General features: G+C 71.2%; 11 protein-coding genes and 1 pseudogene. 6 read left to right on the top strand and 6 right to left on the bottom strand.

Annotated features, from left to right (window positions below; genetic code table 11):
• Positions 1 to 17: 17 nt before the first annotated feature.
• Positions 18 to 755 carry a hypothetical protein gene (locus ASC99_RS28245; protein ID WP_235583161.1) on the bottom strand — a complete coding sequence of 246 codons (738 nt, stop codon included), beginning with the start codon at positions 753 to 755 and terminating at the stop codon, positions 18 to 20.
• A 413-nt stretch (positions 756 to 1,168) separates the two neighbouring features.
• Here ASC99_RS28245 and ASC99_RS28240 point away from each other — a divergent pair, with 413 nt between their 5' ends.
• From ASC99_RS28240 to ASC99_RS28225, 4 genes and pseudogenes are all read left to right on the top strand, one after another.
• The gene (locus ASC99_RS28240) at positions 1,169 to 1,510 is read left to right on the top strand and encodes a hypothetical protein (protein ID WP_157531799.1); all 342 of its coding nucleotides are present in this window, start codon (positions 1,169 to 1,171) and stop codon (positions 1,508 to 1,510) included.
• 193 nt (positions 1,511 to 1,703) lie between these two features.
• Positions 1,704 to 2,111, top strand: a complete 408-nt coding sequence (locus tag ASC99_RS28235; protein WP_057237293.1) for a hypothetical protein — start codon at positions 1,704 to 1,706, stop codon at positions 2,109 to 2,111.
• Between the two features lie 666 nt (positions 2,112 to 2,777).
• Positions 2,778 to 3,308: an EF-hand domain-containing protein gene (locus tag ASC99_RS28230; protein ID WP_057237289.1), complete on the top strand. Its 531-nt coding sequence runs from the start codon at positions 2,778 to 2,780 to the stop codon at positions 3,306 to 3,308.
• Between the two features lie 152 nt (positions 3,309 to 3,460).
• Positions 3,461 to 4,341 (top strand): annotated as a pseudogene (locus tag ASC99_RS28225) (SAM-dependent methyltransferase).
• Positions 4,342 to 4,443: 102 nt separating this feature from the next.
• Here ASC99_RS28225 and ASC99_RS28220 read toward each other — a convergent pair.
• The 4 genes from ASC99_RS28220 to ASC99_RS42320 all read right to left on the bottom strand — a co-directional run.
• Entirely contained in the window at positions 4,444 to 5,529 is a 1,086-nt protein-coding gene (locus ASC99_RS28220; protein ID WP_057237287.1) for an NAD(P)-dependent alcohol dehydrogenase, read from the bottom strand.
• A gap of 2 nt (positions 5,530 to 5,531) precedes the next feature.
• Positions 5,532 to 6,935 carry an aldehyde dehydrogenase family protein gene (locus ASC99_RS28215; RefSeq protein ID WP_057237285.1) on the bottom strand — a complete coding sequence of 468 codons (1,404 nt, stop codon included), beginning with the start codon at positions 6,933 to 6,935 and terminating at the stop codon, positions 5,532 to 5,534.
• Positions 6,936 to 6,943: 8 nt separating this feature from the next.
• Entirely contained in the window at positions 6,944 to 7,699 is a 756-nt protein-coding gene (locus ASC99_RS28210) for a (5-formylfuran-3-yl)methyl phosphate synthase (RefSeq protein WP_057237331.1), read from the bottom strand.
• A 1,433-nt stretch (positions 7,700 to 9,132) separates the two neighbouring features.
• Positions 9,133 to 9,843 (bottom strand): ABC transporter substrate-binding protein (locus ASC99_RS42320; RefSeq protein WP_369825191.1); only part of this gene is annotated, 711 nt, incomplete at its 3' end.
• Positions 9,844 to 10,350: 507 nt separating this feature from the next.
• On the opposite strand from ASC99_RS42320, the gene ASC99_RS28200 reads away from it, so the two are divergent.
• Both ASC99_RS28200 and ASC99_RS28195 read left to right on the top strand, forming a co-directional pair.
• Complete coding sequence (locus ASC99_RS28200; protein WP_057237282.1) at positions 10,351 to 10,542, top strand: hypothetical protein; 192 nt, start codon at positions 10,351 to 10,353, stop codon at positions 10,540 to 10,542.
• Complete coding sequence (locus ASC99_RS28195) at positions 10,542 to 10,859, top strand: hypothetical protein (RefSeq protein ID WP_057237280.1); 318 nt, start codon at positions 10,542 to 10,544, stop codon at positions 10,857 to 10,859. The genes ASC99_RS28200 and ASC99_RS28195 overlap by 1 nt, the downstream gene beginning before the upstream one ends.
• A gap of 34 nt (positions 10,860 to 10,893) precedes the next feature.
• Here ASC99_RS28195 and ASC99_RS28190 read toward each other — a convergent pair whose 3' ends face one another.
• A complete protein-coding gene (locus ASC99_RS28190; RefSeq protein ID WP_057237277.1) occupies positions 10,894 to 12,147 on the bottom strand; it encodes an RNA polymerase sigma factor in 1,254 nt (417 codons plus the stop codon).
• Positions 12,148 to 12,205 lie beyond the last annotated feature (58 nt).

Below are 12,205 nucleotides of genomic sequence, written 5' to 3'. Positions count from 1 at the left end.
GCCACCAGGGCCACTCCTCAGGAGCAGGAGCGAACTGCATCGTTCCAGGCGTCGGGGCTGCGGTAGTGGTGCGTGTGCCCTGCGGTGAGCACGTGGCGGAGTTCTGCAAGGTGCTGGGTGTTCGTCGGGAGATCCAGCTGGTCGAGGAAGGCCAGTGCGGCGGCCGGTTCCAAATCACCGTAGATGTCGTGGTAGCTCGCCAGCAGGGCGCGGAAGAGTGCCGGGTGCAGGGCGGGGAGCCGCACAGCGGTGCGGTACGTCGGCTCCTTCACGGGCCAGTCCACCGGGCCCGAGTGCTCCAGAACCCGGCGGGCCCGGCGGAGCAGGGCTTCGGATCGATCGGCCACCACTCGGTCGATGTCGTTACCGAGCACTTCGGCAAAGGCCGCCGCGGAAGTGGTGTGGTCCTCGAACCAGTCCACCCACAGCGAGTAGGTGACGGCCTCGGCGTCCCTGTCCGCCTCCAACCGCTGGCGGTAGCCGTCCCACAGCACGTCAGTGGGCAGAGGGCCTTCTGCGCCATGGTGCGCGAACCGGATCTCGCACGTCACCCAGTAGTCGCCGAGCAGATCCAACAGCCCGAAGGCCAACCGCAGTTGGTCAGCCGCGTCCAGGTCTTCGACGAACACATCGCAGGCCCAGGCATGCGCCACATCGTTTCCGGTGAGCAGCACGTCCGGCTTCTCACAGCTCACCCACCCGTCGCGCACCTGGCGGACGCCCTGATCAGCCAACCAACGCCGCGCCGCCTCCACGGTCTGCCTATTCATTCCGGAAGTATGACAAGCAAGATCCGAAGGAAACGGCCCAGCCGTGGAGACTGTGCCTTGTCTCCCGGCGGTTCTTGGCCACGCGCAGCGGACAGCAGCGGGAGAGGGCGAAGACCGGCCACGGCCCGGCCGGTGGTCCGGGTCTGCGGATAGATGGCAGGCCCGGCAGGGTGGGACGGTGCCGGGACAACCCTGTCTCCATCCGCTGCGCGGGCGGTAGTGCGGCCGCGACGGCGTCCTGGGTGCGAGGGATGGGCTGGTGGCCGTCGTGGTGGCCGTGCAGCGATGCGGCGCTCACCGGTTCCTCCATAGGTCCTGCGGGCGGGTCCGGGTACCGGTGTCCTCTCATCAACCAAGTTGCCCTCACTCCAACGTGCCCCCTGGCTATGGTCGTACCCATGACAGATTCTCGAGTGTGGCTCCGGACCAACAACGGGGTACTCCTGCGAGCGGACCGGATCATCGCGGTCCAGGTGGCCCAGGGGCGGCTGGAAGTCATGATTGACGGCCCCGACAAGTACGCACACCGCCACGAGGTCGCGCACGGGGACAGCAAGCTGTGGTGGGCCGACGCTCCGGCCGAGCTCGTCGCCGCCCTTGACCGCGTCCGCACCGACCTCACCCCGGACATCACCGCCGTCATCGTCGGTGTCGCCGACGAGGCTCCCGATTCCGACCTGGTCCGCTTCGAGCAGACCAGGCACCACCTTGACGGCAGCCGCGACAGTCCAGAGCTCTAGCGTCAACTCACCCCGGGGCACCGCCCGTCAGGCCGCAGCGACACCACGGCACTTAGGCGGCGTCCCGGGTCAGAACTGTGTGTCGCCGACCTCTCGCCGGGACGATTGACCCGATCTGGACGCGGGCGATACACACCCGGAGACTAGAGGTCGCCAACCGACAGCCTCGTCAGGCTCAACTCCCGGAGACCGCATGCGCACTCACCTCGCCGCTGCCGTCAGCGCCGTCGCACTGACCACGGGCATGCTCGTGGCCGCACCCCCGGCCGGCGCCCTCACCTCCACCTACCCGACCAGCAAGTTCGACGTCACCTTCGGGAACACCTACACGAGGGGCACGATTACCTGGTACGACCGTTCGGTCAACGTGGCAGGGGAGAATAAGTCGGTCGACTCCGCGAATTGCCGGCAGACCACCGCGTTCACCCTGGACACCAAGAACAAGCAACTGGGGTACGCCGTCACGCCCGGAATCGCATGCGGCGAAAGCGAGACCTTCAGCTTCTCCGTGGGGGCGCCCGTTCCCGGCGGAGCCGCGGTCGTGCGGATCTGCCTCGACGACGGCGTCAAGCCCCTGGTGTGCGAGCGCTACGGACGCTGATCCCCGTCCCGGGCCCGACGGACCGGGGCGAGCCTCGACCGGTCCTGGCCTCACGCACTGTGGAACACCCCCGCTGGAACGACGAGACGCTGTTCGACCACCGACCGCTTCGAACGCGATGGGGACAGCGCCTACCTCACCTTCGACCGAAATCCTGTCCTACTGCCGCCCACGCCGGCCTTCCTGATCGAACAACAGATCAACTGCCCAGGACGCACGTCGATGCTCGCGCCACGAGACGACGGAGGTCCCCGCTACCTGCTGCCCGGCCGGCGAGCCGACCGCGCAACGCGGAAAGGGTCAGCGTGCTCATGGCCAAGTACGGGCGTTCTGGGTAGTGCACGCTGAGTGGGGAACCGTCTTCGCACGCCTGCCTTCCAGACCTCGTCGTTGAAGACACCGCCCGGCCCGTGCGCGAAGTTCCCTCGAACGTCAAGGGAACTTGACCATCGGCCCTGCTCTCCCTGCCCACGTGCTGGGCGCCGGGGATGCACGTCCACCTCTGCTGTGTCCGGCCCGGCCCTCCCGGACTGATTGTCAGCGGATTCACTCCTTCCGGTAACGGAGATCGCCTCACCGTCACGCCTCTCTCCCAGCACGGTTACGTAGAAGAACTCATTGAGCCGGGCCCGGGATCGACGGCCCGCAGAAGACAGGTGACGGAAAATGCGAACTGAGGCCGCCAAGCGTGTCGAGCTGGTCTTCTCCCTCTTCGACGCAAATGGCAACGGAGTCCTCGACTCCGACGACTTCGACCTCATGACGGGCCGTGTTCTGGAGGCGGCGGCCGCATCGGACGACGGTGCCAAGGCCGCCATCGGGGCCGCGTTCCGCCGCTACTGGACGACGCTGGCCACTGAACTGGACGCCAACGGCGACGGCGTGATCACCGTCGACGAGTTCCGTCCGTTCGTGCTCGACCCCGAGCGTTTCGGTCCCACGATCGCCGAGTTCGCCGAGGCGCTCGCCGCACTCGGCGACCCCGACAAGGACGGCCTGATCGAGCGCCCGCTTTTCGTATCGCTGATGACGGCGATCGGCTTCGAGGAGACGAACATCCACGCGCTCTTCGCCGCCTTCGGCCCGGACGCCGAGGACCGCATCACCGTGGCTACGTGGGCCGCCGGAATCGTGGACTACTACGCGCCGGACATGGCCGGGATCCCGGGCGACGAGCTGGTGACTGCCCGGGTCTGACACGGCCGTCAGCGGCTGTCCCGGGGCTGCCGGGACGCGGCGCACCGAGCGGGGCCTGCGGCAGGGCCCCGCCCTCAACGCCTGTGCTGTCGGACCCACCCCACCCGACCAGCAGACACCTCGCACTCCCCACTCCCGCCAACGGAGGAAACATGGCCGGCACGGCGCCGCAGCAGACAGACGTGGAAGGCGTGGAGGGAGGTGTGGGCCTGACCGCTCTCCTGGTCGCTGCGGCACGGGCGCTGGAGACCCACCGCCACGACAGCCTGGCCCAGGACGTCTACGCGGAGCACTTCGTGAGCGCCGCCCCGGCATGCGCGGACTGGCCGGTACGCATCGAGCAGGTCCCGGATGGGGAAGACAACCCGCTGTGGGGGCGGTTCGCCCGCTACTTCGGTCTGCGGACCAGGGTCCTCGACGACTTCCTCCTCCGGTCGGCCCGTACGGACGCCCGTCAAGTGGTCCTGCTGGGCGCGGGGTTGGACACGCGCGCCTTCCGGCTGGACTGGCCGTCCGACGTGGTGGTCTTCGAGATCGACAGGGCGGGCGTGCTGGCCTTCAAGCAGCAGGTGCTCACGGACCTGTCGGCTGCCCCGAAGGTGAAGCGCGTCCCCGTACCGGTCGACCTGCGCGCGGACTGGGTCACCGCGCTGACCACCGCCGGCTTCGACCCGACCGTGCCGAGCGTCTGGCTGGCCGAGGGACTCCTCTTCTACCTGCCGAGCCCCGCCGAGACGTACCTCATCGACATGGTGGACAGGCTGACCACCGGAGGCAGCGCTCTGGCCTTCGAGGCCAAGCTGGAGAAGGACCTGCTGGCGTACCGCGACAGCCCGATCTACACGGCGACGCGAGAGCAGATCGGCATCGACCTGCTCCACCTCTTCGACAAGGGACCGCGACCCGACTCCACGGGCGCTCGACGTACACACCCTTCGACTTCACCCGCCAGCACCGACGCGGCCCCCTCCCCGAGCCGAACGACGCGCTGGAGGGAAACCGGTGGGTGTTCGCGCACAAGCCCCGGCCGTGACGTCCGCAGCGCTCACGGCGACGTCCGCGCAGGGCCCGGCATCCCGTACCCGGCCCGGGGCTTCGCCGGGAGCGGGAACAAGCGCGGTGCCGCATGCCTGGCTCATCGGCCTGTTCGCTCCGGGAGCAGGACGGGTTTGACCACGCGGCCCGCGTCGCAGTCGCGTTCGGCCTCGTTGATGTCGGCCAGCGGGTAGGTGCGGATCAGCTGGTCGAAAGGGAAGCGGCCGGCCTGCCACAGCCCGGTCAGCCGGGGTATCAGCAGTGCGGGTACGGCGTCCCCTTCGCAGATGTGGCGGATGCTGCGGCCCCGGTCGAGCGTGCCCGGTTCGAGCGGCAGCGCGGTGTGCAGGCGTGCCACCAGGCCGAGGCTGCCGGTGGGGCGCAGCGCTTGGAGCGCGGTGTTGATGAGCGGGGCCGAGGCCGTGGTGTCCAGGGCGTACTGCGCGCCGCCGTCGGTCAACCGTCGGATCCGTTCGGGCAGTTGGGCTGTTCCGGCGGGCAGTGGGATCGCGCCGAACCGTTCGGCCAGGGCGAGCCGCCCAGGATGCCGGTCGACGGCCACGGTCAGTACGCCGGCGGCGGTGGCCGCCATCACCGCAGCCAGGCCCACGGCTCCGGCGCCGAGGACCGTCAGGGTGTCGCCGGGGCCTGCACCGAAGGTGTTCAGCACGGCTCCGGCGCCGGTGAGGAAGCCGCAGCCGAGGGGCCCGAGCAGTTCGAGCGGCAGTGCGGGGTCGACCCGGACGGCGTTGCGGGCCGGGACGAGCGCGTACTCGGCGAACGAGGACTGGCCGAACCAACGGGGGGCCAGCGGCTTCCCGGTCGCCTCGGTGAGCCGCGGCGGGTCCTCCTCGCGTCCGCCGAAGAGGTTGAGGGAGGCGAAGGAGTCGCAGTAGGCGGGGGCCGCGCCGAGGCAGTTCCGGCAGTGTCCGCAGGAGTCGAAGCTCAGCACGACATGGTCACCCACGTTGATCGCGGCGTCCGGGCCGCTGCCCGTCCGCACCACGACCCCGGCGCCCTCGTGGCCGAGGACGGCCGGCAGCGGGCTGCGGCCGGCGGATCGCCGGCACATCCCGGTGCCTGCGATCTCGACCAGGATCTCGTCGGCGGCGGGTTCCGTCAGGGTCACCTCCTCGACCGTGAACGGGTTCTCGTACGAGCGCAGTACGGCCGCCTGGAACCTCATCGTCATGCCTCCTGCGGGCGGTGGACGACGAACGGCCGGAGGTTGCCGTAGAGCCCCCACGGTCCGCCCGCGATGCCGACTCCGCTGTCCTTGATGCCTGCGAAGGGCTGGGCGAGGGAGAGTTCGGCATGGTGGTTGATCCAGGCGGTGCCGCATTCGAGCCGGTCGGCCACCGCCTCGGCCCGGTCGAGATCGGTGCCCCATACGGAGCCGCCCAGTCCGAAGCCGGTGCTGTTGGCCGCGTCGACGGCTTCGTCGAGGCTCCGGTACGGCAGCACCGGCAGCACCGGTCCGAACTGTTCCTCCGTCACCACCGCACTGCCGGGCGGGACTTCGGTGAGGATGGTGGGAGCGAAGAAGTAGCCCGGCCCGTCCAGCCGGTGGCCGCCGGACGCCGCCCGGGCGCCGTCCGCCAGAGCCTGCTCCGTGAGGTGTTCGACCCGGGCCAGCTGCGCGGCGTTGTTGACCGGGCCCAGCCGGGTTTCGGGGTCGAGACCGGGCCCGACGGCGACGGTCTTCGCGCGCTGGGCGAGGGCTTCGACGACCTCGGCGTGGAGCCGGGCCGGGACGTAGACGCGTTTGACCGCCATACAGACCTGCCCGCAGTTGCGGAACGCCGCCCAGAACAGCCGGTCCGCGATCCGGTCCACGTCGACGTCGTCCAGCAGGACAGCGGCGTCGTTGCCGCCCAGTTCCAGGGTGACCCGGGCGAGCGAGGCCGCCGCCGCTCCGGCGACGGCCCGCCCGGTGGGCACCGAACCGGTGAAGGTGACGTGCCGGATGCCCGGGTGGGACACGAGGCGGGCACCGAGGGGTTCGCGGCCGGTGACGACGGTCAGTACGTCCTCGGGCAGGGCGGTGGCGAGGACGGAGCCGAGCAGCCGGGTGGCCAGCGGAGTGAACGGCGACGGTTTGAGAACCACGGTGTTGCCCGCCGCGAGCGCGGGGGCGAACTTCGCCGCTGCGAGTTGGAGGGGAAAGTTCCACGGCACGATCGCGGCGACCGGTCCGAGGGAGCGCCAGCGGATCTCGCTGTGCACGGGCCGGCCGTCGTCGATCCGGCGGGTCCGGGGGGCCAGGTCGGCGAAGTAGCGCAGGCGGGCCGCAGTACGGGCGACCTCCGCGTACGACTCGGCCAGGGGCTTGCCCTGTTCCCGGGTGAGCAACCGGGCGAGGCCGTCGCCGGCCGTCTCCACGGCGTCGGCCGCGCCGCGCAACGCGGCGGTGCGGGCAGTGGGGTCGGCGCGCCAGCCGCGCCAGGCCCGCTCGGCGCGGGCGACCACGCCGTCCAACTCGGCCGGCTGCTGGTCGGGGGCCTCGTCGAAGGTCTCCCCGGTGGCCGGGTCGACGACGGAGAAACGTACGGCCCGGCGTCCGGGGACGCTGCCGGCCTCAGGCGTCGGCATGCCGACGGTCAGTTCACGGCAGGGACGCCGGCGGCGTGCTCCCGGGCCTGACGGTCCATCTCCGCCCGGAAGGCGGCCACCAGATGCGGCCGAATCCGCCCGGCGTTGCGGTCGCCGCCCTCGCAGACGGCTCCCCGCACGCCCACGATGTCCGTGCCCATCCGGGTCAGCGGACCGAGGTCGGCCTGCGTGACACTGCCCGCGAGGGCCGCGAGCAGACCGGAGGCGTGGGCCCGCCGGACGAACTCGGCACAGACCTCCGGAGGAACGTGGTCGAACAGCCGCGTCCCGTCCTTGACGGCGGTGTCGAGCATGGCCGCGTCGGCACCGGAGCGGGCGGCGATGTCGGGCACGGCGAGCGGGTTGACGCAGCCGATGCGGTGGGCGTCGGCGTAGCCGGAGGCGACGACGAGCGCGTCGGGACGGTGGTCCTTCACCGCCCGGACGACCGCACGCATGACCTCGATGCCCTGTTCGGGCGTCGTGCATCCGTAGAGGCCGACCTTGATGTACGTGGCGCCGGAGACGACCGCACCGAGTGCGGCCTGCGCCACCGTGCCGGGCTTGTACGGGACGTCACCCACAGTGGCGGACACTGGCTTGTCCGCCGGTACCGCTTCGCGGATCTCCCTGATGACCCAGGGGAAGTTGGCACCGAGCGAGCCCTCGTCGGGCTTCTTGACGTCGACGATGTCGAGGTGCTCTGCCGCCTTCACACAGTCGAGGGCTTCCTCGACGCTGTCCGGGGAGATGAGAAGCAACACCATGAGCTCCTTCCGCCGCATGTCCACCTGGCCGAGGGACAGGGGTGCGGATCGCCTGGTTCATGTGCGGTGCGCTCATCATTTCCGCCACCCGTGGGCACCGGTAGGGCGCGCAGAGTTCCCACGGGAGCGCTCACGCCGACGTGCCGTGCGCCGTGCATACCGGGCGAACCGACCCCACTGGCAGGGTTTCGCCCACACGGTGGGTCTGCTCCAGCACAGGGGCGGCGACCCCAGCATGACCACCCTTGAGCAGCGCGGCCGGAACCCGGGGACAGGGGGATGCCCGGGGTTCCGGCCGTGGGAGGCGCCGACCGCCTTGAGGAGCAGCCAGCCCGCTCGACAGCCCGTCGATGGATCGTGGTGGGGCTGCCGTGACCGGAATGCTAGACCTGTCCTCGCGGCGCGAACAGTGCTGTGACCAGGCATTTTTCGGGCGCGAACATGCCAGGTCGAGAGTGTGGGTAGGACGTCGTTCTCCTTCAAGCCGACCATTTGGTGTGTCGGCGATCGGGTACCGGCGAACGAAGGGGTGGGGTTGGGTTGAACGGGCAGGAGCTGGGCTCGCTCGTGGAGTGTCCGCAGTGCGGGGCGGCGCCGGGAGGTGCGGCGGCCGGGCTCGGGCCCATCCCGTACGGCACGGCGCTGCTCGCCTGGGCTCCGCGCAGAGGGCCTGCGCAGACCGGTCGGTCGCCGGGCCGCAGGTTCCCGACGCGGAATGGGACTCGGGTGGCTACGACCACGAGACGCCAGACTGGCTGGACGCCTGGGCTGCTGGCTGTGCGAAGCGCTCCCGGGCCGCCCGCGCCGAAGCATCCCTGGCACCCGCCGGATCGAAGATCCGCCAGCGGGCGAAGCGGAACAACGTCCATCTGTGCACACCGACCAACGCCTCCTGGACAAACCCAATCCGGGCGCACTTCCGAGAATGGACTCCGCTGGGGCGGACGCCCTGTCCTCGCCACGTGAACAAACAACCCGCCCACCCTGCGTGGACACGGCCTCGTACGGCCGGCCGGTTGCAGCGGATGCCGGCTTCGTCCTACCGCGGCGGCTTCCCGCCGGTGAGCACCCAGCGGACGTCCACGAAGCCGCTCTGCTGTTCCGCCAGCCGCCCGTCCTTGACCTGCTGGAAGGTGACCCAGGTGTTGGTGAGCCGGGGCGACTCCGCGCTGGGCAGCATGTCGTTCTGGCCCCAGCTGAGTGGCGGGGTGACGCCCCCGGTGTCGATCGAGTCGCCGCTGTCCAGTTGCGCGCGCAGGCCTTTCGCGGTGAGCGGCTGACCGGCGGACGAGATCCGGTCCACTGCCTGCAGGAAGGTCTGGTACGCGACCCAGGTGGTCTGCACGGCGAGGTCGGAGGTGTCGACCGGCTGAGCGCCCGACGCGGGCGCGTTGCCGGCCGTGGTCCGCAGATCGTCCCAGGCCTTCGNNCGAACTCTCCGGCGGGAACCAGCCGGTCGTCAGCGAGCCGTTGAGCGGACTGCCGACGCCGCCGGTGGAATCGATGACGGCCTGGTGGACACTGCCGATCACAGAAGCCAGCTGGGTGTGCTTCGGGCCGGCCTTCCGATAGGCATCCAGCAGGAGCAGGGTCTGTTCGGGGCCCAGGACGGCCGTCACGCAGCCACCGGCCCGGTCGTCGCCGACCGCCTTCCGCACCGGGGCGGCCATGTCCGCCGCGGCGGCGCGCTCCGGCACCGTGACGTCGGTCAGCCTGATCCCGGCCGGGGCGACGGCCGCCGACAGGTACCGGGTAAGGGTGTCACCGTTACCGGTGTCCGGGCGGATGAGTGCGACGTTCTTGCAGCCGGCTGCTGCCAGCTGGCGGCCGCTGCCGGCAATGAGGGCCGGGGTCCCGCCGGCCACCGGGTAGGACAGCGGGCTGCTGAACTCCGAACCGGAGACGCCGTACCCGCCGAGGTACGGGATGCCGGCCGCCCCAAGGATGGGCATGAAGGTGTCGCCGAACTGGCTGTACGAGCCGATCACCGCGATGGCGTGCGCGGCCACGGCCTGCTGGGCGCAGCCGGTGACACCGGCCGCGGTGTTGTGCTCGTTGCAGGTGAGGACCTTCAGCTTCCGGCCGGCCCGGCCGCCCTTGGCGTTGACCTCACGGCCGATCGCCTCGGCCAGCGCCGTCACGCNATCACCGTCAGAACGGCACCGGCGTCGTCACTCGAAGCGTCGGCCGGGCCGCCGCAGGCCGCCACCAGCAGCACCGGCAGCAGAGCGGCGGCAGCCACCCACGCCCGGCCTCCGCCGCCCGCCCACCGCCCTTCGAAGGTGGCTCTTCCGTACGCCACGGTCCGGCTGCTCATGCTCCCCGCCCTCGCTGAACTGCTCTCGGCGCGAGACCCCGCTCGCTCGGCTGCCAGCCAAACGGCACCGGCACACGGCCAGGGGGACGACGCACGAACACAAGGCGGACAACCCCACAACAACAGGGTCAAAAGTCCTGGTGGGCCGCCTGAGCCCAGCGGCCCTGTGGCCGGGCTGACTGACTGCCGCACTGTTCGGCTCTCGCATGGGCGTGCGACGCCACCCGGGCGGGCATGTGCCGGAAGTGTGTGCCTCGGGCCATGATGCTGACGCAGTGCGGTCGGTCCGCTACGGTGACGGCACACGTGAATCGCGGGAAGGGCAGAGTCCATGGGCGAGCAAAGCGCGGGACTGGGCGGTGCGGCACAGGCACAGGTCTGCCCGGCGTGCGGCGGCCGCCGGGTGACGGACAAGACCCGGCACATCCACGCCGTCGACCCCGGCACGGGAAACCTGACCTCGAAGGTCGAGCACTACACGTCGCCCTGCGAGCGGTGCGGCGGATCCGGAGTGTGGCTGTGATGCGCATGGTCTTCGAGTGCCTCGAGTGCGGCGTCCACTACCTGCCGCCGGAGGATCTGCGGTACGGCGACGGCAGCCCGGCGAGTCCGGTGTGGTGCAGTCCGTGCCAAGGGGCGATGGCCCGGTGCGGCGTCGCCGAACCGAAGCCGGCTGCGGCGATCGCGCTGATGACCGCCCGGCAGGCGCTGAAGGCCGCCGCCGCGCAGGCCGCCCGCGCCGAAGCCCCCGCAGTGGACGTCCGGCCGAGCCGGCCTGCCAGGACCCGCCGTGCGACGGCCGGCCCGACCCGCACACGGGAACGCTCCCGCCTTCGCTGAAACACACCCTGGTGAGCCTGCCCAGGGCTCGACGTCATCCGGGCGTCAGGTGCGCAGCGCGGTCGAGGAGAAGGGCGCGCTCGCGAGCGTTGCGGGCCAGCGCAGCCGCACGTTCGAACTCGGCGCGGGCCTCGGCCGCACGGCCCAGCCGCTCCAGCAGGTCACCACGCACGCTGGGCAGCAGGTGGTATCCGTTCAGCGCGGGGTCGGCCGCCAGGGTGTCGACCAGGTGCAGGGCCTCGGCCGGTCCCTGGGCGTAGGAGAGCGCGACCGCCCGGTTCAGCTGCACCACCGGGGACGGATTCAGCCGGGCCAGCCTGGCGTACAGGCCGGCGATGGTCGTCCAGTCGGTGTCCGCCCAGCGCGGGGCGAGGGTGTGGCAGGCGGCGATGGCGGCCTGCAGGGTGTACGGACCGGCATCCGGCCGGGCCGCACCGGCCCGGGCGAGGGCTGCGGTACCGCGCCGGATCAGCAGCCGGTCGAAGCGGGCCCGGTTCTGCTCGGCCAGCAACACCGGTTCACCGTCCGGGCCGGTCCGGGCCGCGAACCGTGCGGCCTGGAACTCCACCAGAGCGGCCAGCCCGTGCACCTCGGGCTCGGCGGGCATCAGCGCGGCCAGCACCCGGGCCAGGCGCAGCGCGTCCTCGCACAGCGCCGGGCGCAGCAGGTCCTCACCCGCGGTGGCGGCATAGCCCTCGTTGAAGATCAGGTAGATGACCTCCAGGACCGAGTCCAGCCGCTCGGCCCGGTCGGCTCCGGACGGGACCTCGAACGGGACCTTCGCGGCGGCGATGGTGCGCTTCGCCCGGACGATCCGCTGCGCCACGGTCGGCTCGGCGGTCAGGAACGCGCGGGCGATCTCGGCGGTGGTCAGGCCGCCGACCAGGCGCAGGGTCAGGGCGATCCGAGCGTCCGCGGAGAGCACCGGGTGGCAGGCGGTGAACACCAGCCGGAGCAGATCGTCGTCGATGTCGTCCGGCTCGGCGGGCTCCGGCGGCGGTACGTCCTCCAGGGAGCGGCCGACCTCGGCCAGCTTGCGGGCGTAGACCTCGCGGCGGCGGACCAGGTCGATCGCGCGGTTCTTGGCCGCCGCCGTCAGCCACGCCCCCGGGCGGTCCGGGACACCCGAACGCGGCCACTGCTCCAGCGCCGCGACCATCGCGTCCTGGGCCAGCTCCTCGGCGATGCCGACGTCCCGCACGATCCGGGTGACCACGGCGATGATCCGCGCCGACTCGATCCTGAACACCGTCTCGACCACCGTCGCGTCCCAGTCCGTCACGGTCACCCATGAGAGCAGCCCCCGTCGGGGCGGGGCAACGCGGCGCGCGCGGCCCCGCCCCGAG

Source organism: Kitasatospora sp. Root107, assembly GCF_001424875.1.
In the GTDB taxonomy this organism is placed as follows: Bacteria; Actinomycetota; Actinomycetes; order Streptomycetales; family Streptomycetaceae; genus Kitasatospora.
The sequence above is the reverse complement of the archived record's forward strand: the minus strand, read 5'-3'. Positions and strand labels throughout refer to the sequence as shown.

Coding starts and splice junctions, on each gene's coding strand:
- ASC99_RS28200 (WP_057237282.1), top strand. CDS start 10,351: ATGGGCGAGCAAAGCGCGGGACTGGGCGGTGCGGCACAGGCACAGGTC.
- ASC99_RS28195 (WP_057237280.1), top strand. CDS start 10,542: ATGCGCATGGTCTTCGAGTGCCTCGAGTGCGGCGTCCACTACCTGCCG.
- ASC99_RS28240 (WP_157531799.1), top strand. CDS start 1,169: ATGACAGATTCTCGAGTGTGGCTCCGGACCAACAACGGGGTACTCCTG.
- ASC99_RS28235 (WP_057237293.1), top strand. CDS start 1,704: ATGCGCACTCACCTCGCCGCTGCCGTCAGCGCCGTCGCACTGACCACG.
- ASC99_RS28215 (WP_057237285.1), bottom strand. CDS start 6,935: ATGCCGACGCCTGAGGCCGGCAGCGTCCCCGGACGCCGGGCCGTACGT.
- ASC99_RS28230 (WP_057237289.1), top strand. CDS start 2,778: ATGCGAACTGAGGCCGCCAAGCGTGTCGAGCTGGTCTTCTCCCTCTTC.
- ASC99_RS28220 (WP_057237287.1), bottom strand. CDS start 5,529: ATGAGGTTCCAGGCGGCCGTACTGCGCTCGTACGAGAACCCGTTCACG.